The sequence below is a fragment of the Streptomyces sp. NPDC096136 genome, from assembly GCF_044763325.1.
In the GTDB taxonomy this organism is placed as follows: domain Bacteria; phylum Actinomycetota; class Actinomycetes; order Streptomycetales; family Streptomycetaceae; genus Streptomyces.
The window spans coordinates 15722-39577 of record NZ_JBIWFZ010000004.1; the positions used below are offsets into that span (position 1 = coordinate 15722).

Annotated in this window: 23 protein-coding genes; 14 read left to right on the forward strand and 9 right to left on the reverse strand. The window is 74.8% G+C overall.

Features of this window, described 5'->3' with window-relative positions; all coding sequences use genetic code 11:
* The first annotated feature begins 55 nt into the window (after positions 1–55).
* Positions 56–790, forward strand: a complete 735-nt coding sequence (locus tag ACIRBY_RS09250) for a class I SAM-dependent methyltransferase (protein WP_390685539.1) — start codon at positions 56–58, stop codon at positions 788–790.
* Entirely contained in the window at positions 787–1875 is a 1089-nt protein-coding gene (locus tag ACIRBY_RS09255) for a prenyltransferase (protein WP_403898314.1), read from the forward strand. The genes ACIRBY_RS09250 and ACIRBY_RS09255 overlap by 4 nt, the downstream gene beginning before the upstream one ends.
* A 55-nt stretch (positions 1876–1930) precedes the next feature.
* Here ACIRBY_RS09255 and ACIRBY_RS09260 read toward each other — a convergent pair whose 3' ends face one another.
* On the reverse strand, positions 1931–2233 hold the full coding sequence (locus ACIRBY_RS09260) for a hypothetical protein (protein WP_403898317.1): 303 nt from the start codon (positions 2231–2233) through the stop codon (positions 1931–1933).
* A gap of 152 nt (positions 2234–2385) precedes the next feature.
* On the opposite strand from ACIRBY_RS09260, the gene ACIRBY_RS09265 reads away from it, so the two are divergent.
* Positions 2386–3027, forward strand: coding sequence for a hypothetical protein (locus tag ACIRBY_RS09265; RefSeq protein WP_403898319.1), 642 nt, complete (start codon positions 2386–2388; stop codon positions 3025–3027).
* 34 nt (positions 3028–3061) lie between these two features.
* Here the strand turns inward: ACIRBY_RS09265 and ACIRBY_RS09270 are convergent, their stop codons facing one another.
* The 5 genes from ACIRBY_RS09270 to ACIRBY_RS09290 all read right to left on the reverse strand — a co-directional run bounded on the left by ACIRBY_RS09270 (position 3062) and on the right by ACIRBY_RS09290 (position 7434).
* A complete protein-coding gene (locus tag ACIRBY_RS09270) occupies positions 3062–4072 on the reverse strand; it encodes an LLM class F420-dependent oxidoreductase (protein WP_403898322.1) in 1011 nt (336 codons plus the stop codon).
* Positions 4073–4236: 164 nt separating this feature from the next.
* A complete protein-coding gene (locus tag ACIRBY_RS09275) occupies positions 4237–5022 on the reverse strand; it encodes a hypothetical protein (protein ID WP_403898325.1) in 786 nt (261 codons plus the stop codon).
* Positions 5023–5126: 104 nt separating this feature from the next.
* Entirely contained in the window at positions 5127–6086 is a 960-nt protein-coding gene (locus ACIRBY_RS09280) for an N-acetylmuramoyl-L-alanine amidase (RefSeq protein WP_403898327.1), read from the reverse strand.
* A 163-nt stretch (positions 6087–6249) separates the two neighbouring features.
* Complete coding sequence (locus ACIRBY_RS09285) at positions 6250–6894, reverse strand: class I SAM-dependent methyltransferase (RefSeq protein ID WP_403898330.1); 645 nt, start codon at positions 6892–6894, stop codon at positions 6250–6252.
* A 129-nt stretch (positions 6895–7023) separates the two neighbouring features.
* Positions 7024–7434, reverse strand: coding sequence for a DUF3224 domain-containing protein (locus tag ACIRBY_RS09290; protein ID WP_403898332.1), 411 nt, complete (start codon positions 7432–7434; stop codon positions 7024–7026).
* Between the two features lie 100 nt (positions 7435–7534).
* Here ACIRBY_RS09290 and ACIRBY_RS09295 point away from each other — a divergent pair, with 100 nt between their 5' ends.
* From ACIRBY_RS09295 to ACIRBY_RS09305, 3 genes are read left to right on the forward strand one after another with little or no spacing between them, the layout of a single operon-like run.
* Positions 7535–8548 (forward strand): helix-turn-helix transcriptional regulator, encoded by a 1014-nt coding sequence (locus ACIRBY_RS09295; protein WP_403898335.1) that lies wholly within the window; start codon positions 7535–7537, stop codon positions 8546–8548.
* 38 nt (positions 8549–8586) lie between these two features.
* Entirely contained in the window at positions 8587–10719 is a 2133-nt protein-coding gene (locus ACIRBY_RS09300; RefSeq protein ID WP_403898338.1) for an acyl-CoA dehydrogenase, read from the forward strand.
* Positions 10720–10731: 12 nt separating this feature from the next.
* Positions 10732–11922, forward strand: coding sequence for a thiolase C-terminal domain-containing protein (locus ACIRBY_RS09305; RefSeq protein WP_403898341.1), 1191 nt, complete (start codon positions 10732–10734; stop codon positions 11920–11922).
* A 19-nt stretch (positions 11923–11941) separates the two neighbouring features.
* On the opposite strand, the gene ACIRBY_RS09310 is transcribed toward ACIRBY_RS09305, so the two are convergent.
* Complete coding sequence (locus tag ACIRBY_RS09310; protein WP_403898344.1) at positions 11942–13063, reverse strand: amidohydrolase family protein; 1122 nt, start codon at positions 13061–13063, stop codon at positions 11942–11944.
* Between the two features lie 191 nt (positions 13064–13254).
* On the opposite strand from ACIRBY_RS09310, the gene ACIRBY_RS09315 reads away from it, so the two are divergent.
* Entirely contained in the window at positions 13255–14556 is a 1302-nt protein-coding gene (locus ACIRBY_RS09315) for a cytochrome P450 (protein WP_403898348.1), read from the forward strand.
* A 101-nt stretch (positions 14557–14657) separates the two neighbouring features.
* On the opposite strand, the gene ACIRBY_RS09320 is transcribed toward ACIRBY_RS09315, so the two are convergent.
* Positions 14658–15017: a DNA-binding response regulator gene (locus ACIRBY_RS09320; RefSeq protein ID WP_403899554.1), complete on the reverse strand. Its 360-nt coding sequence runs from the start codon at positions 15015–15017 to the stop codon at positions 14658–14660.
* Positions 15018–15254: 237 nt separating this feature from the next.
* Between ACIRBY_RS09320 and ACIRBY_RS09325 the strand changes: the two genes are divergently transcribed.
* The 4 genes from ACIRBY_RS09325 (at position 15255) to ACIRBY_RS09340 (ending at position 19253) form a co-directional block, all read left to right on the forward strand.
* Positions 15255–16127 carry a MaoC/PaaZ C-terminal domain-containing protein gene (locus tag ACIRBY_RS09325; protein WP_403898351.1) on the forward strand — a complete coding sequence of 291 codons (873 nt, stop codon included), beginning with the start codon at positions 15255–15257 and terminating at the stop codon, positions 16125–16127.
* Between the two features lie 44 nt (positions 16128–16171).
* A complete protein-coding gene (locus tag ACIRBY_RS09330; RefSeq protein WP_403898354.1) occupies positions 16172–17248 on the forward strand; it encodes a Zn-dependent alcohol dehydrogenase in 1077 nt (358 codons plus the stop codon).
* A 14-nt stretch (positions 17249–17262) separates the two neighbouring features.
* The gene (locus tag ACIRBY_RS09335; protein WP_403898357.1) at positions 17263–18204 is read left to right on the forward strand and encodes a 3-oxoacyl-ACP reductase; all 942 of its coding nucleotides are present in this window, start codon (positions 17263–17265) and stop codon (positions 18202–18204) included.
* Between the two features lie 152 nt (positions 18205–18356).
* Complete coding sequence (locus tag ACIRBY_RS09340) at positions 18357–19253, forward strand: hypothetical protein (RefSeq protein WP_403898360.1); 897 nt, start codon at positions 18357–18359, stop codon at positions 19251–19253.
* An 81-nt stretch (positions 19254–19334) separates the two neighbouring features.
* Here the strand turns inward: ACIRBY_RS09340 and ACIRBY_RS09345 are convergent, their stop codons facing one another.
* Complete coding sequence (locus ACIRBY_RS09345) at positions 19335–20432, reverse strand: hypothetical protein (RefSeq protein WP_403898363.1); 1098 nt, start codon at positions 20430–20432, stop codon at positions 19335–19337.
* A 291-nt stretch (positions 20433–20723) separates the two neighbouring features.
* Here ACIRBY_RS09345 and ACIRBY_RS09350 point away from each other — a divergent pair, with 291 nt between their 5' ends.
* From ACIRBY_RS09350 to ACIRBY_RS09360, 3 genes are all read left to right on the forward strand, one after another.
* The gene (locus tag ACIRBY_RS09350) at positions 20724–21584 is read left to right on the forward strand and encodes a Nif3-like dinuclear metal center hexameric protein (RefSeq protein ID WP_403898366.1); all 861 of its coding nucleotides are present in this window, start codon (positions 20724–20726) and stop codon (positions 21582–21584) included.
* Positions 21585–21943: 359 nt separating this feature from the next.
* On the forward strand, positions 21944–22324 hold the full coding sequence (locus ACIRBY_RS09355) for a zinc ribbon domain-containing protein (RefSeq protein WP_403898370.1): 381 nt from the start codon (positions 21944–21946) through the stop codon (positions 22322–22324).
* Complete coding sequence (locus tag ACIRBY_RS09360; RefSeq protein ID WP_403898372.1) at positions 22324–23847, forward strand: bifunctional RNase H/acid phosphatase; 1524 nt, start codon at positions 22324–22326, stop codon at positions 23845–23847. Before ACIRBY_RS09355 ends, ACIRBY_RS09360 begins: the two co-directional genes overlap by 1 nt.
* Positions 23848–23856: the final 9 nt, after the last annotated feature.

The following is a 23856-nucleotide window of genomic DNA, read 5'->3' on the forward strand; positions in this document are numbered from 1 at the left end:
CCATCCGCTCCATCCGCACCACCCTTCACCCCCGTGACCGCGAAGGCAGGACCCCGTGCTGACCGTCGATTTCTCCCGGTTCCCGCTCGCCGCCGGCGACCGAGTGCTCGATCTGGGCTGCGGCGCAGGCCGGCACGCCTTCGAGTGCTACCGGCGCGGCGCCCAGGTCGTCGCCGTCGACCGCAACGGCGAGGAGATCCGCGAGGTCGCCAAGTGGTTCGCGGCCATGAAGGAGGCCGGCGAGGCCCCGGCCGGCGCCACCGCCACGGCCATGGAGGGCGACGCCCTGGCCCTGCCCTTCCCCGACGAGTCCTTCGACGTCGTCATCATCTCCGAGGTGATGGAGCACATCCCCGACGACAAGGGCGTCCTCGCCGAGATGGTGCGCGTGCTCAAGCCGGGCGGCCGCATAGCGGTCACCGTCCCGCGCTACGGCCCGGAGAAGATCTGCTGGGCGCTGTCCGACGCCTACCACGAGGTCGAGGGCGGCCACATCCGCATCTACAAGGCGGACGAGCTGCTCGGCAAGATGGAGGCCGCGGGCCTCAAGCCGTACGGCACCCACCACGCGCACGGCCTGCACTCCCCGTACTGGTGGCTCAAGTGCGCCTTCGGCGTGGACAACGACAAGGCGCTGCCGGTCAAGGCGTACCACAAGCTCCTCGTCTGGGACATCATGAAGAAGCCGCTGGCCACCCGCCTCGCCGAGCAGGCCCTCAACCCGGTCATCGGCAAGAGCTTCGTGGCGTACGCGACCAAGCCCCACCTCCCGGTCGGCGCGGCCCAGTGAGCTCGCCGGGGCGCACCGTGCCCGAACACCTCGTCCTGGACGGCGTGCTGACCGCCGAACAGGCGGCGCGGACGGTGGCCGGAATACTCGCCGTACAGCGTTCGGACGGGGCCATACCGTGGTTCCGGGGCCACCACCTCGACCCGTGGGACCACACCGAGGCCGCGATGGCCCTGGACGCGGCGGGCGAGCACGAGGCGGCGGAGCGGGCCTACGTCTGGCTGGCCCGCCACCAGAACCCGGACGGCTCCTGGTACGCGGCCTACGCGGACCGGCCCGACGGGGTGGACACCGCGGAACCGCAGGACGCGGGCCGCGAGTCCAACTTCGTCGCGTACATCGCCGTCGGCGTCTGGCACCACTACCTGGCGACCGGCGACGACACCTTCCTGGACCGGATGTGGCCGGCGGTCGTGGCGGCCGTCGAGTTCGTCCTCGGCCTCCAGCAGCCCGGCGGCGAGATCGGCTGGAAGCGGGAGCCGGACGGCACGGCCGTCACCGACGCCCTGCTGACGGGCTCCTCCTCCATCCACCAGGCGCTGCGCTGCGCCCTGGCCATCGCCGACCACCGCGGCGACCCGCAGCCCGACTGGGAGCTGGCGGCGGGCGCGCTGGCGCACGCGATACGCAGGCACCCCGAGCGGTTCCTGGACAAGTCCCGCTACTCGATGGACTGGTACTACCCGGTGCTGGGCGGCGCCCTGACGGGTGCGGAGGCGAAGGCGCGCGTCGAGGAGCGCTGGGACGAGTTCGTCGTCCCGGACCTGGGGGTGCGGTGCGTGCTGCCGAACCCGTGGGTGACGGGCGGGGAGTCCTGCGAGCTGGCGCTCACCCTGTGGGCGATGGGGGAGTCGGACCGGGCGCTGGAGATCCTGCGCTCGATCGGCCACCTGCGCGCCGAGAACGGCATGTACTGGACGGGCTACGTCTTCGAGGACCGGGCGGTGTGGCCGGTGGAGCAGACGGCCTGGACGGCGGGCTCGCTGCTGCTGGCCGTGGCCGCGCTGGGCGGCGACGAGGCGACCACGGAGGTCTTCGGCGGCGAACGCCTCCCGCCGGGCATGGACCCGGGCTGCTGCGCGTAGGGCCCCGCCGGCCGCAGAGGCCCACCGACGCGTAGGGCCCCGCCCGGGGGCGGGGTCAGACGCGGCGCAGGAGGCGGGCCAGGGCATGGCCCGCCACCAGGTAGACGACGGCGGCGATGCCGTATCCGACGACCACCTGTGCCCAGTGGCGGCTGAGGTGGAAGATGTCGAGCGACCAGCCCGCCAGCCAGGTCGCCGCGTCGTGGAACCACTGGACGACCTCGCTGGAGCGGTTCGCGCCCAGCAGGTCCATCACGATCCACACGATGATGATCAGCGCCACGGCGTCGGCGGCCAGTGCCACGATCCGGCCGGCCGACCAGCCGGCCCGGCGTCCTGCGATGCTGTCTCCGTGCATGCCGGGCGTCTTGCCGCTCCGGCGCGGTTGAAACCCGTACGGTCGCAGGAGTCCTTCCCGCCCTCCCCGCCCTCTCCGAACGGGTGACCCGAGTGGCGGGGCGGCGGCGGCCGGGTGAGGCTGCGGGGGACACCCCAGCCCCGGAGGCAGCCGTGCGCGTACCCAGCACCGTCCGATTCCGCCGCGCCGTGGCGGCCGTGGTCCTGTCCACCTCGCTGCTGGCCGGCGCGACCGCGTGCGGCACCGGTGGCGACCGGGGCCGGCGGGAGGAGGCCTCGTCGGCCGCGACGGCGGCGGAACTGGCCGCCCTCGCGGTGGCGGAGCCGGAGGCGGCCGAGGCCGACGCGCTGGCCGCGGCGACGCCGGAGCCGAGCACGTCGGCGGAGCGGCAGAAGTTCGCCAAGACGCGCTTCGTCGCCAACGCCGGGCTCGCGGCGGGGGCCACCTACCAGTGGATCGTCAAGCCGTACCGGGCGGGCAAGTTCAAGAAGGGCGCGAAGGGCCGTACCTTCGCGCTGATCAAGGCGGGTCTCGCGGGGGCGTTCGCGTACAACCGGCTGAAGGCGGCGGCCCAGAACGCCCAGGGCGACCCGCTCCTGTCGAAGGCCATGGTCCCGCTGACGGCGGGCATCGACTCCCTCAAGAACCTGGGCACCAAGCTGCGCAAGGGCGCCGCGGGCGATGCCGACATCAGCTCCTTCGAGAACGTGATCACCGGGGTGAAGGAGGCCGGCAAGAGCGCGGGCGCCCCGGTGACCGACCAGGTGCCGAGCGTCTCCCAGCTGGGCGGCTGACCGCCGGGTGTGCTGCTGACCGCCGGGTCCCGGCCTAGCCGTTCAGCTCGGCCAGGACCCGGAGGGTGTGCGGGTCCGGGGCGGTGACGAGGAGGTCGGTGACCGGGCCCTTGCGCCAGAGCTCCAGCCGTTCCGCGATCCGTTCGCGGGGGCCGACCAGGGAGATCTCGTCGGCGAAGGCGTCCGGGACGGCGAGGACCGCCTCCTGCCGGCGCCCGGCCAGGAACAGCTCCTGGATCCTCCGGGCCTCGGCCTCGTAGCCCATCCGGGCCATCAGGTCGGCGTGGAAGTTGCGGGCCGCGTGGCCCATGCCGCCGATGTAGAAGCCCAGCATCGCCTTGACCGGGAGCAGGCCCTCGGCGACGTCGTCGCAGACGTGGGCCCGGGCCATCGGCGCGATCATGAACTCCTCGGGGAGGCCGGCCAGGGAGGCCTGGTAGACGTCCGTGCGGGTCGGGGACCAGTACAGCGGCAGCCAGCCGTCGGCGATCCGGACCGTCTGGGCGATGTTCTTCGGCCCCTCCGCCCCCAGCAGCAGCGGGAGGTCCGCGCGCAGCGGGTGGGTGATGGGCTTGAGGGGCTTGCCGAGGCCGGTGCCGTCCTCCCCGCGGTAGGGGTGGGCGTGGAAGCGGCCGTCCAGCGCCACCGGGCCCTCGCGGCGCAGCACCTGGCGCACGACGTCGACGTACTCGCGGGTCGCGGTGAGCGGGCTCGCGGGGAACGGGCGCCCGTACCAGCCCTCCACCACCTGGGGCCCGGACAGACCCAGGCCCAGCATCATCCGGCCGCCGGAGAGGTGGTCCAGCGTCAGGGCGTGCATGGCGGTGGCGGTGGGGGTGCGGGCGGCCATCTGGGCGATGGCGGTGCCCAGGCGGATGCGGGAGGTGTGTGCGGCGATCCAGGTGAGCGGGGTGAAGGCGTCGGAGCCCCATGCCTCGGCGGTCCACACCGAGTCGTAGCCCAGGCGCTCGGCCTCGGTGGCGAGGTCGAGGTGGGACGGGGCGGGTCCGCGGCCCCAGTAGCCGAGTGCGAGTCCGAGGCGCATGTACGGTCCCCTCCGCGATGGCCGACGGCATATCTGACACTACATCAGATCCGTGTGTCCGGGCGACTGTAGGGCACGCGGGGCCCGCCGGGAAGTGCGACGGCCCCCCGCCCGTGGGGGCGGGGGGCCGTAGGCGTGCGGACGTGCGCGGACGCGCGGGGGCGTCAGCCGCGCTGGATGCCCGCGGTGTCGTTCAGGACGCCGCGGCGGCCGTCCTGGGTCTGGGCGATCAGCGTGGACGGGCCGCGCTGGTCGACGGCCAGGTACCAGGTGCCCGGGGCGAGCTCCGCGATCGGGGTGGGGGAGCCGTCCTCGGGGAAGAGGGGCCGGGCCACCGGCACCGCGAACCAGAACGGCGTGAAGTCCCCGGCGGGGAAACCGGCGCCGGCCGACTCCTGAGGGGCGCCCCCGTACGGCGGGGCCGGCTGCGGGGTGGCCCCGTAGCCCTGCGGCTGCTGGCCGCCCGGGTAGCCGTAGCCGGTGCCGGGCTGGCCCCCGTACGGCTGGGCGGTGACGGGCTTGGGCTCCGGCACCAGCGGCCCGGCGAGCGCGGGGACCTTCGCGCCGGCGACGGCCACGCCCGCCAGGGCGAGCGCGGCGAGGAACGCCAGGATGCTGCCGGCGCCCAGGTCGGCCCGCGTGGGGGTGGTGATCAGCGACCACAGGGCGTTCCAGGCGGCGGCCACGGCCAGCACCGTGCCCCAGGCGGTCAGCGGCAGGCCGCCGAGCTTGCGGCCCTCGGGCTGGAAGCGGGCGCCGATCAGCAGGCCCGCCGCGATGAAGCCGGTCAGGAAGACGGCCGGGAGGGCCAGCCCGTAGACATCGGTGTCCCACGCACTCGGGAGGTCGGCGCCGGTGACGGAGTAGTAATCGAGGAACGAGGCGATGAACAGCAGCACCGCTGCTCCGATCACCACGCCGTCGCCTCGAGTGAGGGAGCGGATGTTCACGTCTCTGGTGTCCTTCTCGGTCTTGGCAGGGCGGATCGGGCGCCCCCATGGTACGGAGGTTTCCGCGGCCGAGAGGAACGGGGCGGCGGGGCCGCCCCCGCGGACTACCCGCCGAGGAAGCCGGTGATGCCGTCCGCGATGCCCTGGGCCGCCTTCTGTCGCCACTCCGGACTCGTCAGTTGCGCCGCGTCCTTGTCGTCACGCATGTTGCCGCATTCGATGAACACCTTGGGCCGGGTCGAGAGATTGAGCCCGCCCAGATCGTCGCGGACCACCAACCCCGTGCCGCTGCCGAGGTAGTTGGCGGGCGAGGATCCGGTGGTGCGGGCGAAGTTGGAGGCGAGGCGCTCCCCGAGGTCGCGGGAGGGGCCCACGATCTTCGCGGTGTCGGCCGCGCCGCCCTTGACCCGGGCCGGGAGGATGACGTGGAAGCCGCGGTTGCCGGAGGACACGCCGTCCGCGTGGACGGAGACGACGGCGTCGGCCGCGGCCTCGTTGCCGATCCGGGCCCGCTCGTCGATGCAGGGGCCCCAGGGGCGCTCGCCGTCGTGGGTGAGGACCACCTTGGCACCCTTGGCCTCCAGCAGGGCGCGCGCCCGGTGGGCGACGTCGAGGGAGAACTCGGCCTCCATGTAACCGGAGTTGGTGGTGGTCCCGGTGGTGTCGCACTCCTTGCGGTGGGTGCCGATGTCCACCTGCCGGTCGATCTCCCGGCCGTGCTTGAAGTTCCCCGTGTTGTGCCCGGGGTCGATGACGACGGTCCGGCCGGTCAGCGGGCCCTTGGCGGGGGCCGCCGCCGGGGCGGCGGACGGCCCGCCGGCGGAGGCGCTGGGCTTGGCGTCCGCCGCGGCGCCGGGGGAGGCGCCGGCGAGCCGCGCCCCCGCGGGCCGCGGGGCGTCGGAGCCCGGGCCGGCCAGCACCTGGGTCAGCACCCAGACCGCCAGGCAGGTCGGGGCCAGGGAGGCGAGCGCCACCGCGAGGGCGGGCCGGCGCGCGAACCAGGGCCGGTCGGGGCTGACGGAGGAGGCGGACTCGGGCGGCGGGGGGCTGTCGTCGTAGCGCACGTCGCGATGCTAGAACGCCCGGCCGGCACCCCTCCGCACCCTGCGCCATCCGAGGGCGTGGTCCGATAGTCGTTCCGGTGGGCCTGAGGCGGCCCCGGCCGCCGGGGCCGGACGCCCCGTCCGGGGAGCGCCCGGCCGGGAGCGCGGGTCCCGCGGACGGGCTCTAGATCCCCTCGCCCGTGCGGCGCAGGACGCGGAGGGAATCGGTCACCGAGACCTCCTCGAAGGCCCCGGAGGCCAGGGCGCGCAGGTAGATCCGGTACGGGGCCTGGCCGCCGTCGGCCGGGTCGGGGAACACGTCGTGGATGACCAGGGTCCCGCCGACCGCCAGGTGCGGGGCCCAGCCCTCGTAGTCGTTCGTGGCGTGCTCGTCGGTGTGGCCGCCGTCGATGAACACGAGGCCGAGCCGGCCGCCCCAGGCCGCCGCGACCTGGGGGGAGCGGCCGACGACCGCGATGACGTGCTCCTCCAGGCCGGCCCGGTGCAGGGTGCGGCGGAAGGCGGGGAGGGTGTCCATCAGCCCGACCTCCGGGTCCACGACCGTCGGGTCGTGGTACTCCCAGCCGGGCTGCTGCTCCTCGCTGCCCCGGTGGTGGTCGACGGTGATCGCGGCGACCCCCGCCTCGCGGGCGGCGTCGGCCAGCAGGATGGTGGAGCGCCCGCAGTACGTGCCGACCTCCAGCAGCGGCAGCCCGAGCGCGGCCGCGGCGGAGGCGGCCTCGTGGAGCGCGAGGCCCTCGCCGACGGGCATGAACCCCTTGGCGGCCTCGAAGGCGGCGAGGGTCTCCGGCTTGGGGGTGGCGGCCATGGCTGGTCCTCCGGCGTGAGCGGTGCGGGCGTGGCGGCCCATGGTGCCCTACCGCCCGGTAGGGCACCATGCCGGGGTCCCGGGTCCGTGCCGGTGGCGGGGGCCGGCGGGCCGGACCGCCGGCCGGTCTCAGTCCAGTTCGTAGTCGAAGGTGTAGGGGACGGATCCCTCGCCCCGCCGGTGCACGAAGCCGCCGTTGCCGCGCAGGCCGGCCAACTCGCCCGTGCCCGAGCCCGGGACGACTTCGAAGGAGCAGCGGGTCGTGCCGTCCTCCTGGAAGGAGCCCCGCTCCTCGAGCACGAAGCCGCCCCTGCGGCCGTCGAGGGTGCCCTCGACGCGTTCCAGGCCGGTGAAGGTGCCGGAGGTGGCCGTCAGGTAGGCGATCGCGTAGGTGCAGGCGGTGTCGGCGGCCTCGATGCCGCCGGAGAAGGAGTTGACGACCGAGGCCCGGGCGAGCCGGGGCGGTGCGCCGGCGGGGCCGGCGGCCTGCTCCTCCCACTGGGCGTAGGTGAAGCGGCCGGTGGAGGTGCGTGTGGGCATGGCGGTCCTTTCGGGGCTGCGGGGCGGTTCCCCCGCGGTTCGGGACCAGCCTCGGCCGCGTACCTGACATCTTCTGTCAGGTACGCGGCCACAATGGGGCATGCGCGCCGACCGGCTCCTCTCCCTGCTCCTGCTGCTCCAGAGCCGCGGCAGGATGACCGCCCCCGAACTCGCCGCGGAGCTGGAGGTGTCCGTCCGCACGGTGTACCGGGACGTGGAGGCGCTCGGCGCGTCCGGCGTGCCGGTCTGCGCCGACCGGGGGCCCGCCGGCGGCTACCGCCTGATGGACGGCTACCGCACCCGGCTGACCGGCCTCACCGACGCCGAGGCCGGCTCCCTCTTCCTGGCCGGGGCGCCGGGTCCCGCCCGCGACCTCGGCCTGGACGCGGTTCTGGCCACCGCCCGGCTGAAGCTGGAGGCCGCGCTACCCGCCGCACGGGCGGACCGGGCCCGGCTGGTCCAGGACCGCTTCCACCTGGACGCCCCGGCCTGGTTCCGAGACGCCGACCCGGTCCCGCTCCTGGCGGCGGCGGCCCGGGCGGTGTGGGAGCGGCGGGTGGTGCGGGCGGAGTACCGCCGCTGGTCGGGCGAGGTGCGGCGGCGGGAGCTGCATCCGCTGGGCATCGTCCTCAAGGGGGGCATCTGGTACCTGGTCGCTGCAGCGGACGGGAGCCCGCGCACGTACCGGGTGTCGCGGTTCCTGGGGGTGGAGGAGACGGGCGAGGCCTTCGAGCGGCCGCCCGGATTCGACCTGGCCGCCCACTGGGAGGCCTCCTCCCGCCGGCTGGCGGCCGCCCTGCACCAGGACACGGCCCGCCTGCGGATCTCCCCGCGCGCCCGGCGGCTGCTGCCCATGCAGTTCGGTGCCCCGGGGGCGAAGGCCCTGGAGGGGGCCGGGCCGCCGGACGGAGAGGGCTGGGTGGAGGTGGCGCTGCCGGTGGAGTCGCGGGCGGTCGCGGTCGGGGACCTGCTCAGGCTGGGGGCGGAGGCGGAGGTCCTCGGCCCGCCGGAACTCCGGGCGGCGGTGGCGGAGGCCGTGGGGGAGCTGGCGGAGCTCTACGGGGGCGGCGGGCCGGCCGCCGTGCCGGACGGGGCGAAGAACACCGTCATCTGACCTTCCGTCAGATTGGAACGTGTTCTAGTCTGCCGCGCATGGGCATCGGAATCACGCAGGAGCAGCGGGAGTTGGCCGGCGCCGTGCGCGGGTGGGTGGCGCGGGCCGTGCCGCCGGAGGCGGTGCGCAAGGTGCTCGACGCCCCGCCGCGGACCGGGGCGCGGCCCGACTACTGGGACGGGATGTGTGCGCAGGGGCTGATGGCGCCCCACCTGGAGGGCGGGACCCTGCTCGATCTGGCCGTCGTCGTGGAGGAGGCCGCCCGGGCGGCGCTGCCCGGGGCCTTCCTGCCGAGCGCGCTGGCCTCCGTCCTCCTGGACCGGGCGGCGGCCGAACCGCTCGGCGGGCGGGTCGGGGCGGTCGCCCTGGGGGCCGGCGGGGTCACCGCCGTCGCCGCCGAAGGGGGCGGGTGGCTGCTGGACGGGGTGGCGCCCCCCGTGCTCGGCGCCGCCGAGGCGGAACGGGTGCTGCTCGCCGCCGGGAGCGCGGCCGGCACCCGGTGGTTCGCGGTGGACGCGGGCGCGCTGGAGGTCCGGCCGCACGAGAGCGCCGACCCGACCCGGCCCACCGCCGAGGTGCGGGCGCGCGCCGTGGCCGTCCCGGCCGGACGGCTCCTGGACCTGGACGAGGCCCTCGTACGCGACCTGGCCTGCGTGCTCTTCGCCGCCGACGCCTGCGGCACCGCCGCCTGGGCGGTCCACACGGCCGCCGAGTACGCCGGGACCCGGGAGCAGTTCGGCAGCCCCATCGGCAGGTTCCAGGGCGTCAAGCACCTGTGCGCCGACATGCTGGTCCGCCTCGAACAGGCCCGCGCCCTCGCCTGGGACGCCGCCAACGCCGCGGACGAGGAGCCCGCCGCCCGCTCGCTCGTCGCCGCCCTGGCCGCCGGCACCGCCCTCGACGCCGCGTACTCCTGCGCCAAGGACTGCATCCAGATCCTCGGCGGCATCGGCTTCACCTGGGAGCACGACGCCCACATCCACCTGCGCCGCGCACTCGTCGCCCGCCAGCTCCTCGGCCCCGGCGACACCCACCGCCTGCGCGCCGTGCGCCTCGCGGCCGCCGGCGCCCGGCGCGAGCTGCGCCTGGAACTCCCCGCGGAGGCCGAGGCCCACCGGGCGCCGGCCCGCGCCGCCATCGGGGCCGCGCGCGGCCTCGACCCGGCCGCCGCCCGCCGGGCCCTCGCGCCCACCGGCTACGCGGCCCCCTACCTCCCGCCCCCGTACGGGCGCGGCGCGGGCCCCGCCGAGCAGATCGTGATCCAGCAGGAGTTGGAGGACGCCGGCGTCAAGGTCGCCGACCTCGGGATCGCCACCTGGATCGTGCCCTCGCTGATCGCCTTCGGCAGCGAGGCCCAGCGCGAGGCCTACGTCCTGCCCACCCTGCGCGGGGACGCGACCTGGTGCCAGCTCTTCTCCGAACCGGGCGCCGGCTCCGACCTGGCCTCCCTGCGCACCCGGGCCGAACGGGCCGCCGACGGCTCCTGGAGGGTCAACGGCCAGAAGGTGTGGACGAGTTCCGCCCGCACCGCCGACTTCGGGATCCTGCTCGCCCGGACGGACCCGCAGGCGCCCAAGCACCGCGGCCTCGGGTACTTCGTGGTGGACATGAAGAACACCCCGGGGATCGAGATCCGGCCCCTGAAGGAGATCACCGGCGACTCCCTCTTCAACGAGGTCTGGTTCGAGGACGTCCTGCTGCCGCCGGACGCCCTGGTCGGCGCGGCCGACGGCGGCTGGAAGGCCGCCCGCAACACCCTCGGCAACGAGCGCGTCCACATGGCCGACCAGATGGCCTTCGGTACCGGCCTGGAGGCGCTGATCGCCCGCTCCGCCGGCCTCGACGCCTCCTACGGGGTCCGGATCGGCGCGCTCGCCGCCGAGGCCCACGCCCTCGCCTGCATCGGGCTGCGCACCACCCTGCAGCAGGTGTCCGGGCTGGAGCCGGGCGCGGGCGCCTCCGTACGCAAGCTCGTGCAGACCCCCCACCAGCAGCGGACCGCCGAGCTCGCGCTCGAACTGCTGGGCCCGGCGGGCGCGGTGCGGGAGGGGGCGGGGGAGCGGGCGGTGCACGGGATGCTGATGTCGCGCTGCCTGACCATCGCCGGGGGCACCACACAGGTCCAGCTGAACGTCGTCGCCGAGCGGATCCTCGGCCTTCCCAGGGACTAGGAGTCAGGGCGGATGAAGTCGTACATCGTGGGCGTCGGCATGACGAGGTTCGAGAAGCCGGAGTCGCGGGACTGGCAGTACTGGGACATGGTCAGGGAGGCCGGCGGCGCGGCGCTCGCCGACGCCGGCGTGGACTACGGGCTCGTCGAGCAGGTGCCGGTGGGCTACTGCTTCCAGCCCTCCACCGCCGGCCAGCGGGCGGCGTACGAACTGGGCCTGACCGGCGTCCCGGTCTACAACGTCAACAACAACTGCGCGACCGGCTCGACGGCCCTGATGATGGCCCGCCAGTTCGTGCAGGGCGGGATCGCCGACTGCGTGCTCGCGCTCGGCTTCGAGAAGATGAAGCGCGGCGCGCTGGGCGGCGGGGCCGACGGCGGGGACTTCAAGACGTCCCCCGTCGCCCGGCACTACGGGATCATGGCGGCCGCGCACGGCTTCGAGATGTCCCCGCCCACCGCGCAGATCTTCGGCAACGCGGCCCGCGAGCACATGGAGCGGTACGGGACCACGCCCGCGCAGCTCGCGGCGGTCGGCGCGAAGAACCACCGGCACTCCGCGAACAACCCGAACGCGCAGTTCCAGGACGTCTACACGGTGGAGGAGGTGCTCGCCGCCAAGACCATCCACGACCCGCTGACCAAGCTCCAGTGCTCGCCCACCTCCGACGGCGCGGCCGCCGCGCTGGTCGTATCGGAGCGGTTCGTCGTGGCGCACGGGCTGCACGGCAAGGCCGTCGAGATCGTCGGCCAGGCCATGACCACGGACACCGCGGAGAGCTTCGGCGGCTCCTGCATCGACGTGGTCGGCAAGCCGGTGACGGCGGCCGCGGCCCGGCGGGTCTACGAGGACTCCGGGCTCGGCATCGAGGACGTCGACGTCGTCGAGCTGCACGACTGCTTCTCGGTCAACGAGCTGCTGACCTACGAGGCGCTCGGCATGTGCGCGGACGGGGAATCCGGCGGGCTCGTCGAGAGCGGCGCCACCACCTACGGCGGCCGCTGGGTGGTCAACCCCTCGGGCGGCCTGATCTCCAAGGGCCACCCGCTGGGGGCGACGGGGCTCGCGCAGGCGGCGGAGCTGGTGTGGCAGCTGCGCGGCGAGGCGGGACCGCGGCAGGTCCCCGCCGCCCGGGTGGGGCTGGCCCACAACATCGGGCTCGGCGGGGCGGCGGTGGTGACGCTGCTGCGCAAGGAGGGCTGACGCGGCCCCGCGCGGCTTCCTACGCGGGGACGAGGCCGGGCATCAGCCGCAGCGCGTTCTCCCGGTTGATGCCCCGGCGCTGGCCCACGGTCAGTGCCGGATCGGCGGCCAGGGCGGGTACGGCCAGATCGGCGACCACGCCGGCCGGGCAGGCCGGCCAGTCGCTGCCGAACAGGATCCGGCCCGGGTCCACGGTGGCCAGCAGGGTGCCGGCCGGGGAGAGCGGGCCGGCGGTGTCGTAGTAGAAGCGGTGCATGTGGTCCCGGACCGCCGCGGGGTCCACGGGCGGGTCGAAGGCGCCCGCGAAGGCCTCCATCCGCGTCGCGATCTGCGGGAGGAAGCCCCCGCCGTGCGGCAGGACCACCGACAGGCGGGGGAAGCGGTCGAGGGTCCGGGTGCGGATCATGTTCGCGGCGGCGCGGGTGGTGTCCAGCAGGAAGTCGCACAGGAAGTTCGGCAGCCCGGGCACGCTCGCCGGCCCCCCGGGACCGCCCGGGCCGCCCGGGTTTCCTCCGGGCGCGTGGCCGGGTCCTTCCGGCGGCCCGGCCGCCACGGTGGGACGTCCGCCGCCCGGGCCGTCGGGCAGGACGTGCGGGTGGGTGTCCACGACCGCCGCGCGCTCGTCGAGTTCGGCGAAGATCCGGTCGTAGGCCGGGTCCCCCAGGTAGGTCCCGCGGTAGTTCGCCGTCACGTTCACCCCGACCGCCCCCAGCTCGTCGAGGCCGCGCCGCAGCGTCCAGGAGGAGACCTCCTCCTCGTCGAGGAACAGCGGCGCGTGGAACGCGAAGCGCCCCGGGTACGCCTCCACCACCTCGGCCGCCGCGTCCAGGGTGACGGCGACCGCCTCCCGCAGCTGCGCGGAGCTCTCGTAGCGCGCGGGCAGCATCGGCTTGAGCACGGCGAGGGCGATCCCCGCCCGGTCCATCAGGGCCAGCGCCGCCTCCGCCTCCCAGCCCGCCCACGGCGGCAGCGACCGCGGGCCCACCAGCCCCTGCCGTTCGGCCCAGCGGCGCCAGGCCGGGGCGCAGAAGTGGTGGTGGACGTCGATGACCGCGCGGCTCCCGTCGTCCTCCCGCCCGCTCGCCGCGCCCGGGTGTGCCGCCCCGCCGACGGCCAGGCCGCCCGCACCGAATTCCGGCATGTGCGCGTTTCCCTCTCGTCGACCGTGAACGGAAATCCACCGCACACCCTAGGTCGGCTTCCGGAATCCGCCCGCCGGACATTCCGCCGGGGGAGGTTTCGGCTCCGAACGGGTGTATCGGGTTTCGCCCTCGAACCGGCACGGGAAAGGAGCCGACTGTCAATTCAGGTGTATCCGAAAGGTCTGGGCGCGTGACGACTGAACCGACGACCGCGGCGGGTGACGGTCTCGCGCTGCACGAAGCGGTGGCGGCCGCGACGAAGAGCACGCCGGAATACCGGCAGTGCCCCTACCCCGTCTACCGGACCCTGCGCGAACAGGCCCCCATCGCCCGGCTCACCCCGGGCCACGGCGTGGACACGTACCTGGTCACCCGCTACGAGGACGCCCACGCCCTCCTCGCCGACCCCCGCGTCGGCAAGGACATGCACGAGGGCATCGACCTCTACCACGCCCTCTTCGGGGACCTGTGCGAGGCGCTCGACGACAACCTCCTCTTCGCCGACCCGCCCCGCCACACCCGGCTGCGCCACATCGCCAAGACCGCCTTCACCCCGCGCCACATCCACGCGCTGCGCCCGCACATCGAGGAGCTCGCCCACGGGCTGCTCGACCGCTGCCCCACGGACCGGCCCGTCGACCTGATGCAGGCCTTCGCGCTGCCCCTGCCCGTCATGGTCATCTGCGAGCTCCTCGGGATCGTCGGCGAGGAGCGGACCGAGGTCCTGCGCTGGTTCGCCGTCGTGACGCGCTCGCGGTTCAGCAAGGACCTCAAGGGCGACCTGGAGGAGGCCGAGATCTGGCTGCGGGACTACTTCGCCCGGCACATCCACCGCACCCGGCTCCGCCCCACGGACGACTTCCTCAGCATGCTGGTGCAGACCCCGCACGAGGAGGAGCCGCTCACCGACGACGAACTCGTGTCGATGATCTGGGTGCTGCTCTTCGCCGGGCACAAGACGACCACCCTCCAGATCGGCAACTGCGTCTTCAGCCTGCTCACCCACCCCGACCAGCTGCGGGCGGTCCAGGAGGACCGGGCACTGCTGCCGCAGGCGATCGAGGAAATGCAGCGTTTCGAGGGCTCGGTGGAAACCTCCACCTTCCGGTACGCGCTGGAGGACGTGGAAATCGGCGGGACGGTGATTCCGAAAGGCGCGGTCGTGCAGATCGCGCTGAACTCGGCCAACCGCGACCCGGAGAAATTCCCCGACCCGGACACCCTGGACTTCACCCGCGAAGGACTGCAGAGCAGCCACCTCGGATTCGGGTACGGCGCCCACTACTGCCTGGGCGCCCCGCTGGCCCGGTTGGAGCTGGAGATCTGCCTGACGGCGCTGCTCGACCGCTTCCCGGACATGGTCCTGGCCATGCCGACGCCGGCGGAGGGGGACTGGCTCAAGGGCCCCTTCCCGGCCTTCCGCGGGCTGGAGAAGCTGCCCGTCGCCCTGGACCCCTCGCGGACGGTCGACGACTGGACCGCGGGCGACTGACCGGGGCCCGAGCCCCGAGGGGAGCCCTCCGCGACTGACCGGCGGAGGGCTTCCGTACGCGTACGGGACCACCCGCGCCCGTACCCGCCCCCGGTGCGGCGTCAGGGCCGGGCCAGCGCCGGGTCCACCACCGTCTCGCCCGTCGACGCCCGCCGCAGGTACTCCGCCAGCTCCCCGACCGGCCCGTCCCGCAGGACCAGCCCCGCCCCGCCCGCCGCCAGCACGGCCTCCCGCAGCCCCGGGTGCGCCGAGCCCGTGGCCACCAGCACCCGGCACTCGGGGTCCTCCGCCAGCAGGACCGCCACCGATCCAGGATCCTCGACCAGCGCCACCGCCGGCCGCTCCGTCAGGGAGGCCACCACCTCGATGTCCGGCTGGAGGCCGAGCCGGACCGCGAGCGGGGGGTTGGGCGGGTCCAGCAGGACGCGCAGGGAGCGGGCGGGCCGGTGCGCCACGGGCATCTCTTCCACCGCCGCAGGCTATCGGCCGGCCCTCCCCGGGTCCGGCAACACGCCCCGCACCACGATCATCTGACGTGTCGTCAGCGCTCTTCCCAACCCGAGGGGCGTGCGTTATACATTCCCTCAGCCGCTTCCTAGAACGCGTTCTAGAAGCGGCTCCGCATGCGACCTCGGTGCGGCCGACGGTGCGGACGGCCGCGCCGAGGTCTTCCAGAGAGCAGAAGGAGCAGCATCCGAATGCCGATCGATGCCGCCAGGGCCCTCGCCGCCGACCCCCGCCAGGGGGAGATCGACTGGGACCACAAGGACATCCAGCTCTACCACCTCGGCCTCGGAGCCGGCTCGTCCCTGCACGGGCGCAGCCTGGCCACCGACCCCGACGAGCTGCGCTACACCCTGGAGTCCAGGCTCCACGTGCTCCCCAGCTTCGCGACCGTCGCCGGCGCCGGCATGGCCATGCTCGGCGGGCTCGCGGCCCCCGGCATCGAGGTCAACCTGGCGAACGTCCTGCACGGCGGGCACTCCCTCGAACTGCACCGGCCCATCCCGGTCAAGGGCCGGGCGACCTCCTCCTCCAAGGTCGCCGCCGTCTACGACAAGGGCAAGGCGGCCGTGATCGTGCTGCGCTCCGAGGTCGCCGACGCCGACGGGCCGCTGTGGACCAGCGACGCCCAGATCTTCGTCCGCGGCGAGGGCGGCTTCGGCGGCGAACGCGGGCCCTCCGTGCGCGGCGAGCTGCCCGAGCGCGCGCCCGACCGCACCGAGGAGCGGCCGATCCGGGAGGAGCAGGCGCTGCTCTACCGGCTCTCCGGGGACTGGAACCCCCTGCACGCCGACCCCGAGTTCGCCAAGCTGGCCGGCTTCGACCGGCCGATCCTGCACGGCCTCTGCTCGTACGGGATGACCCTCAAAGCCGTCGTCGACACCGCCCTCGGCGGGGACGTCTCCCGCGTCCGCGCCTACCGCACGCGCTTCGCCGGGATCGTCTTCCCCGGGGAGACCCTGCGCATCCGGATGTGGCAGGAGCCCGGCCGCGTCCTGGTCGCGGTCACCGCCGCCGAACGCGACGACGCCCAGGTCCTCGCCGACACCGTCGTCGAGCACGCGTAACCACAGGCCCACGCACCAGGCACACGCCCCTAAGGAGCCGCACCGTGCGCGCAGCACTGCTGAGCGAGATAGGTCAGGACAAGCTCGAGGTCGTCGACGACATGGAAGCCGTGGGCCTGGGCCCCGGCAAGGTGCGGATCCGCATCAGGGCCACCGGCCTGTGCCACTCCGACCTCTCCGCGATGAGCGGGGTCCTGCCGCAGCCCGCGCCCTTCGTCCCCGGCCACGAGGGCTCCGGGGTGATCACCGGTGTCGGTGAAGGGGTCACCGGCCACAAGGAGGGCGACCGGGTGCTCGTCTGCTGGCTGCCGCCGTGCGGGCACTGCGCCGCCTGCAAGCGCGGCCAGGGGCACCTGTGCCTGGAGAGCCTGGTCAACGCGGGCATCCCCAACTTCCGCAGGGCGGGCGGGGACGTCTTCGGCTTCGCCGCCACCGGCACCTTCGCCGAGGAGATCGTCGTCGCCGCCAACTGCGCCGTCCCGATCCCCGACGACGTGCCTTTCGACATCGCCGCGCTGATCGGCTGCGGGGTCACCACCGGACTCGGCGCGGCCGTCAACACCGCCAAGGTGGAGGCGGGCTCCTCCGTCGCCGTCATCGGCTGCGGCGGCGTCGGCATCTCCGTCATCCAGGGCGCCAAGGTGCAGGGCGCGGCCCGGATCGTCGCCGTCGACCCGGTGGAGTCGCGCCGGGAGGCGGCCCTGCGCTTCGGGGCGTCGGAGGCGGTCGCCCCGGAGGCCTTCGAGGACGCCAAGGCCCGGATCACCTCCGGGGAGGGCTTCGACTACGTCTTCGAGGTCGTCGGCAAGTCGGCGACCGCCCGCACCGCCTACCAGATGACCCGGCGCGGCGGCTCGGTCGTGATCGTCGGCGCGGGCGCCCTCGACGACAACTTCCAGATCGACATGTTCTCGCTGTTCTTCGACGAGAAGAAGATCCTCCCCTCGATGTACGGGGGCGGGGACGTGCTCCGCTCCTACGCGCGCACCATCGAGCTGTGGCGGGCCGGCCGGATCGACCTGGCGGGCCTGATCACCCACCGGGTGCAGCTCGCCGAGATCAACGACGCCCTCGACCAGATGCGCACGGGCACGGCCCTGCGCACCTGCATTGAGATCTGAGAGGAATCCGGCACATGTCACTGCCACTTGAGGGGCTCAGCGCCATCGTCACCGGCGCCGGCCGGGGGCTCGGCCGGGCCGAGGCGCTCGAACTGGCCCGGCTCGGCGCGAGCGTGGTCGTCAACGACTTCGGCCAGAGCGGCCGCGACGGCTCCGGCGAGGCCTCGGCCGCCCCGGCGGAGGAGGTCGCCGCCGAGATCCGCGCGGCGGGCGGGCAGGCGGTGGCGCACCTGGGGGACGTGGCCGACTTCGCGCAGGCGCGGGACCTGGTCGAGCTGGCCGTCTCGCGCTTCGGGAAGCTCGACGTCCTGGTCAACAACGCGGGGATCCTGCGCGACCGGATGGTCTTCTCGATGTCGGAGGAGGAGTGGGACTCGGTGATCCGGGTCCACCTCAAGGGCCACTTCAACACCACCCATTTCGCCTCCGCGCACTGGCGGGAGCGCTCCAAGGCGGCGGGCGGCCCGGTGTACGGGCGGATCGTCAACACCTCCTCCGAGGCCTTCCTCGGCGGTTCGGCGGGCCAGCCGAACTACGCGGCGGCCAAGGGCGGCATCGTGGGCCTGACCACCTCCACCGCCCTGGCCCTGGCCAAGTACGGGGTGACGGCCAACGCCATCTGCCCGCGGGCCCGTACCCGGATGACCGAGGACGTCTTCGCCGGCTTCCAGGTCCCGGCGGAGGGCGAGCTCGACCCGCTCGCCCCCGAGCACGTCGCCCCGCTGGTCGGCTACCTCGCCTCGCCCGCCTCGGCGAAGGCGAACGGCCAGCTCCTCGTGGTCCACGGCGGGATCGTCGTCGTCATGGAACGGCCCCGGGTGGCGGCGAAGTTCGACACCTCGAAGGAGGCCTTCACCTTCGAGGAGCTCGACTCCCTCCTCAGCCCGCACTACGACTCCCGCCCGGCGGACGAGACCTTCGCCGCGGCCGAGGTCCTGGGCCTCAGACACGGCTGAGCCGGCCCGCCGTCCGCCCCCAGCGGCCCCGGTGCTGCGAACGGGCGGTTCGCCGCGGGGGCGGTCGGCGTGGCGGCTCGCGGGGCGGGGTGCGGTGCGGGGGCTGCGGTTGAGTGGGGGGATCGCCCCCTCCCCCAGAGGAGTACCCCGCCATGACCGTTCAGGAGCACCTCCCCGCCGGCACGATCCTGATCGTCGACTCCCAGGCCCTGGGCTGTTCCGGAGCGGTGTTCCGCGTCGACCCGTCGACCGGCGAGGTCGGACAGTTCTCCCTGGGCGGCGAGCTGCTGGGGGGAACCGGCATCGCCGTGGAGGCCGGCGGCGGCATCCTGGTGAGCAAGGACCGGCACTTCCCCGGGACCGGCAGCGTGCTGCGCCTCGACCCGGGGACGGGGCACCAGTCCGAGGTCTCCTCCGGCGGGAAGTTCTCCGCCCCCCTCGGCGTGGCCGTCGAGGCCGGCGGGAGCATCCTCGTCGCCGACGGCTCCGCGGGCGGGTTCGGGGCCGTGGTCCGCGTCGACCGCACCACGGGCGGGCAGACGGTCCTGTCCCAGGGCGACGGGGCGGGGGCCGACCCGCCGGTGCGGGCGGTGGGGCTGTGCGTGGCTCCCGACGGGTCCGTCCTGGTGGTCGAGCAGAACATGATCGGGGGCGAGGACCTCTCGTCCCGGGTGGTGCGCGTCGATCCGGTCACCGGCGCCCGCACGACGGTCACCTCGGGCGGTGACCTGCGCAGTCCCACCGATGTGGTGGTGGACGCCGCGGGCCGCATCCTGGTCGCCGACGCCAACGCCTTCCCCGGCTTCGGCGGCGGTGTGATCAGGGTGGACCCGGTGACGGGCGCCCAGACCACCGTGTCCTCCGGCGGCGGCTTCGTCGCCCCCGGGGCGATCGCGATCGAGGCCGACGGCAGCCTGCTGGTGACCGACAGCGACCCCGGGGGCAGCGACCGCACCCTGTTCCGCGTGGACCCGGTGACCGGAGCCCAGAAGGTGCTCGCCTCGGGCGGCCAGTTCACCTTCCTGACCGGGGTGGCGGTCGTCCGGTAGGACCGGCCCCCGCCACCGGGCCCGCCGCGGCCCCGGCGTCCCGGCCTGGATGACCGGGGTGGCCGGCCCGCCGGGCCCGGATCAGCCCAGCGGGGCCTGCTGGAGGGGGACCGGGCGGGCCGCCTGCTTCGGCGGGGGGTCCAGGTGGACCGGTGGGGGCGGCGCGGCCGGCTGGCTCAGGGAGGCGATGCCGCAGGGGACCCCGGGGACGGCGTACGGGAGCCGCAGCCGGCCCTCCGGGGTCCACAGGCCGGTGCCGAGCCAGCCCGCCGGGGCGGTGAAGCGGAACACGTACCGGTCGGCCGGGCGCCACAGCGCGAGGCCCGTCCCGCCGACGCGCAGCGCGACCCCGCAGGTCTCCGGCATCAGGATCTGGCCCGGCTGCACGGCGAAGGGCCGGGCGTCCTCCAGCCGCAGGCACTCCGGGAAGCGGACCGGGCGGGAGCTGCCCAGCACGCCCCAGCCGAGCCGGGGCTCGCCCGGCGCGTCCGAGCGGATCAGCAGCAGCCCGCTGTCGGGGGCGGCCATCAGCAGCCGGTCGTCGCTGTCCTCGGCGATCTGGAGCAGCGGGGTGACCACCCCGCCCCGGAGCAGGTCCACGGCGACGGCCTTGACCCGGCCGTCCTGCTCGCGGTCCAGGGACAGCAGCCGGCCCGAGCGGTCCAGCCAGACCCCGCCGGAGCAGCGCCCCGGGAGCACGGCGGCCCGCCGCGGCCCGTCGGAGCCCTGCCCGGCCACCTGCCAGACGGTGGTCTCCCCGCCCGCCACCGCCAGCGCGTAGGCCGCGGACCCGTCGGGGGACGGCGGCAGCAGGCGGACCAGCAGCCCCTCGGCGGCGTCGATCCCGCCGAGCCGCAGCTCCCCCGTGCGGGGGCCGGCGCCGGGGCCCGACGGGCGCGGGCCCGTGTAGGTGCCCGAGGGGTAGAGCAGGGAGAACGCGTGCCGGTCCGCGATCCGGCGGTGGATCAGGACCCGCCCGTCGGACAGCGGCAGCACCTCGCTGTCGGCCTCCTCCGGCTGCGCGAGCGGCAGCGGCACCGCGTACGGCTCCGGCCCGTCCAGCGTCCAGCGCTCGGGATAGCGGGCCTCGCCCTCCCCGGCCAGCCGCGCGGCGTACGCCCCGTCGGCGGTGATCGTGAGGGGGGCGGTCGTGGTCATCTCGGTGGCACAGACAGTCATCCGGGCCGTCACCTCCGGGGAGGAACCTAGGTTTCGCGCTTCCGGCCGGACAACACGACCTCGCACGCTTCACACGTACGGGTGGCGCCCCCGCGGTTCTCCGGTGCCGCGGGGGGTGACTGTGCTGTTGATATCGGGGCGTTTGGGGGCAGATGCGGTAAGCCTTGCCTCAGGGTGCGACGGCGGGCGCCCCACCGGGCGCCCGGTGACCCCGTCCGTCCTTCCCGCTCCCCGTCCGCCCCCAGCCCGGGGGACAGGCTGGGCGGTCGCCACGGACGGTAGCCTTGGCCCGTGCCCTCTCTCTCTGAAGTCATCGCCGCGCTGGACGCTCTCTGGCCCCCCTCGCGGGCCGAGCAGTGGGACGCCGTCGGCACCGTCTGCGGCGACCCCGATGCCGAGGTCACCCGGGTGATGTTCGCCGTGGACCCCGTCCAGGAGATCGTCGACGAGGCGGTGAAGCTCGGCGCCGACCTGGTCGTCACCCACCACCCCCTCTACCTGCGCGGCACCACCACCGTCGAGGCGGGCACCTTCAAGGGCCGCGTCGTGCACACGCTGATCAAGAACGACATCGCGCTGCACGTCGCCCACACCAACGCCGACACCGCCGACCCCGGGGTCTCCGACGCCCTCGCCGGCGCCCTCGACCTGCGCGTCACCGGCCCGCTCGTGCCCGACCCGACCGACCCGTCCGGCCGCCGCGGCCTCGGCCGGATCTGCGAGCTGGACCACCCCGAGACCCTGCGCGAGTTCACCGCCCGCGCCGCCGCCCGGCTCCCGCGCACCGCCCAGGGCGTCCGCGCGGCCGGCGACCCCGATGCGCTGATCCGCACCGTCGCCGTCAGCGGCGGCTCCGGCGACAGCCTCTTCGCGCAGGTCCGCGCCGCCGGCGTGGACGCCTTCCTCACCGCAGACCTGCGCCACCACCCGGTGTCCGAGGCCCGCGAGCAGAGCCCGCTCGCCCTCGTCGACGCCGCCCACTGGGCCACGGAGTGGCCCTGGTGCGAGCAGGCCGCGGCCCAGCTCGACGCCGTCTCCGAGCGCCACGGCTGGGGTCTTCGGACCCACGTCTCGCGCACGGTCACCGACCCGTGGACGGCGCACGCGCCGTCCGAAACCACCCCTTCTAGTGTCTCTGGAGCCCCCAACTGAACGCCGAGCCCGCCGACCAGATCCGACTCCTCGACGTCCAGGCCCTGGACGTCCGGCTGTCTCAGCTGGCCCACAAGCGCAAGTCGCTGCCCGAGCACGCCGAGGTCGACTCCCTGACCAAGGACCTCAGCCAGCAGCGCGACCTGCTCGTCGCCGCGCAGACGCAGGCCAGCGACGCCGCCCGCGAGCAGACCAAGGCGGAGCAGGACGTCGACCAGGTCCGCCAGCGCGCGGCCCGCGACCAGCAGCGCCTGGAGTCGGGCGCCGGCATCTCGGCCAAGGACCTGGCCAACCTCCAGAGCGAGGTCGCCTCGCTCGCCAAGCGGCAGGCCGACCTGGAGGACGTCGTCCTGGAGGTCATGGAGCGCCTGGAGGGCGCCCAGGAGCGCGTCACCGCGATCACCGAGCGCGTCTCCGCGCTGGAGTCCAAGCTGTCCGACGCCACCGCCCGCCGCGACGCCGCCACCGGCGAGCTCGACGCCGAGGCCGCGAAGGTCACCAAGGACCGCGAGGTCATCGTCGGCTCCATGCCGGCCGACCTGATGGCCCTGTACGAGAAGATCCGCGTCAAGCAGGGCGGGGTCGGCGCCGCGCGCCTGTACCAGCGCCGCTGCGAGGGCTGCCGCCTGGAGCTCGACCTGGCCGAGGTCAACGAGATCAAGGCCGCCGCCCGCGACCAGGTCGTGCGCCACGAGAACTGCGGCCGCATCCTCGTCCGTGCGGCGGACTCGGGCATCTGATGCCGCGTTTCGTCGTGGAGGCCGACGGCGGTTCCCGGGGCAACCCGGGCCCCGCCGGCTACGGCGCGGTCGTCCTGGACCCGGTCACGGGGGAGACCCTGGCCGAGCGCGCCGAGTTCATCGGCATCGCGACGAACAACGTCGCCGAGTACCGGGGGCTGATCGCGGGGCTGAAGGCCGCCCGTGAACTGGACCCCGACGCGGTGGTCCGGGTCCGGATGGACTCCAAGCTCGTCGTGGAGCAGATGTCGGGCCGCTGGAAGATCAAGCACCCCGACATGAAGCCGCTGGCGGCCGAGGCCGCGGCGGTCCTGCCGCGCGGGCAGGTCACCTACGAGTGGATCCCGCGCGAGCGAAACAAGCACGCGGACCGCCTCGCCAACGAGGCGATGGACGCGGGCCACCGCGGAAAGCAGTGGGAACCCTCCGCCTCCACGGCCGACCTCGCCCCGGCCGGCCCCCCGGGCGACGCGGCCAAGGGCGCGGCCGCGGTCCGGGCCGCCCTGGCCTCCGGCGCAGGCACGGGGTCCGGCGCGCCGGGCTCCGGGGCCGCCGGTGCGGCGCGCAGTGCGGCGGAAGCGGGTGGGACGGCCTCCGCGACGGCCTCCGGCGCCGACCTGCGGGCGGCGCGGAGTGCCTCCGGGGCCGCCGGGACGTCCTCCGTCGGCGCGTCCGGATCCGCGACGGCCGGCGACGCCTCCGACGCGCGCGCGGCGCGCGGTGCGGCCGTGTCCGAGGCGGGGACCCTCTTCGGCGGTGCCGAGGCCCTGGCACCGGCGGGCGCCCCCGCCCCGGCCCGCCCGGCGGGTGCGCCCGTACCGGGATCCGGTCCGGCCGCCGCCGAGCGGCCCCCGAGCACCGCCGGAGGCACCGGAACGGGCTGGGGCGGGCCCGACATGGGGGCCCCGGCCACCTTCGTGCTGCTGCGGCACGGGGAGACCGCCCTGACCCCGCAGAAGCGGTTCTCCGGCAGCGGGGGCACCGACCCGGAGCTGTCCCCGGCCGGCCGGCGGCAGGCCGCCGCCGTCGCCGGGGCGCTGGCCGCGCGGGGCACCGTACAGGCCGTCGTCAGCTCACCGCTGCGCCGCTGCCGCGAGACCGCCCAGGCGGTCGCCGACCGCCTCGGGCTGCCGGTCACCGTCGAAGAGGGCCTGCGCGAGACGGACTTCGGCGCCTGGGAGGGCCTGACCTTCGCCGAGGTGCGGGAGCGCTTCCCGGAGGACCTCCAGGCCTGGCTGGACTCCCCGAAGGCCGCCCCCACGGGCGGCGGGGAGAGCTTCGCGGCCGTCACCCGCCGGGTCTCGGCCACCCGGGACCGGCTGCTGTCCGCGTACGCGGGCCGCACGGTGCTGCTGGTCACCCACGTGACCCCGGTCAAGACGCTGGTCCGGCTCGCCCTGGGGGCCCCGCCGGAGGCCCTGTTCAAGATGGAGCTCTCCGCGGCCTCCCTCTCGGCGGTGGCCTACTACGCCGACGGCAACGCCTCGGTCCGGCTCCTCAACGACACCTCGCACCTGCGGTAGGGCGGCGCC

Bases quoted from the DNA above. Each gene is read 5' to 3' on its own strand.
- ACIRBY_RS09360 (WP_403898372.1), top strand. From the start codon at position 22,324: ATGCCGCGTTTCGTCGTGGAGGCCGACGGCGGTTCCCGGGGCAACCCG.
- ACIRBY_RS09320 (WP_403899554.1), bottom strand. From the start codon at position 15,017: ATGCCCGTGGCGCACCGGCCCGCCCGCTCCCTGCGCGTCCTGCTGGAC.
- ACIRBY_RS09305 (WP_403898341.1), top strand. From the start codon at position 10,732: ATGAAGTCGTACATCGTGGGCGTCGGCATGACGAGGTTCGAGAAGCCG.
- ACIRBY_RS09345 (WP_403898363.1), bottom strand. From the start codon at position 20,432: ATGACTGTCTGTGCCACCGAGATGACCACGACCGCCCCCCTCACGATC.
- ACIRBY_RS09295 (WP_403898335.1), top strand. From the start codon at position 7,535: ATGCGCGCCGACCGGCTCCTCTCCCTGCTCCTGCTGCTCCAGAGCCGC.
- ACIRBY_RS09260 (WP_403898317.1), bottom strand. From the start codon at position 2,233: ATGCACGGAGACAGCATCGCAGGACGCCGGGCCGGCTGGTCGGCCGGC.
- ACIRBY_RS09335 (WP_403898357.1), top strand. From the start codon at position 17,263: ATGTCACTGCCACTTGAGGGGCTCAGCGCCATCGTCACCGGCGCCGGC.
- ACIRBY_RS09285 (WP_403898330.1), bottom strand. From the start codon at position 6,894: ATGGCCGCCACCCCCAAGCCGGAGACCCTCGCCGCCTTCGAGGCCGCC.
- ACIRBY_RS09355 (WP_403898370.1), top strand. From the start codon at position 21,944: ATGGAGCGCCTGGAGGGCGCCCAGGAGCGCGTCACCGCGATCACCGAG.
- ACIRBY_RS09270 (WP_403898322.1), bottom strand. From the start codon at position 4,072: ATGCGCCTCGGACTCGCACTCGGCTACTGGGGCCGCGGACCCGCCCCG.
- ACIRBY_RS09290 (WP_403898332.1), bottom strand. From the start codon at position 7,434: ATGCCCACACGCACCTCCACCGGCCGCTTCACCTACGCCCAGTGGGAG.
- ACIRBY_RS09325 (WP_403898351.1), top strand. From the start codon at position 15,255: ATGCCGATCGATGCCGCCAGGGCCCTCGCCGCCGACCCCCGCCAGGGG.
- ACIRBY_RS09310 (WP_403898344.1), bottom strand. From the start codon at position 13,063: ATGCCGGAATTCGGTGCGGGCGGCCTGGCCGTCGGCGGGGCGGCACAC.
- ACIRBY_RS09340 (WP_403898360.1), top strand. From the start codon at position 18,357: ATGACCGTTCAGGAGCACCTCCCCGCCGGCACGATCCTGATCGTCGAC.
- ACIRBY_RS09300 (WP_403898338.1), top strand. From the start codon at position 8,587: ATGGGCATCGGAATCACGCAGGAGCAGCGGGAGTTGGCCGGCGCCGTG.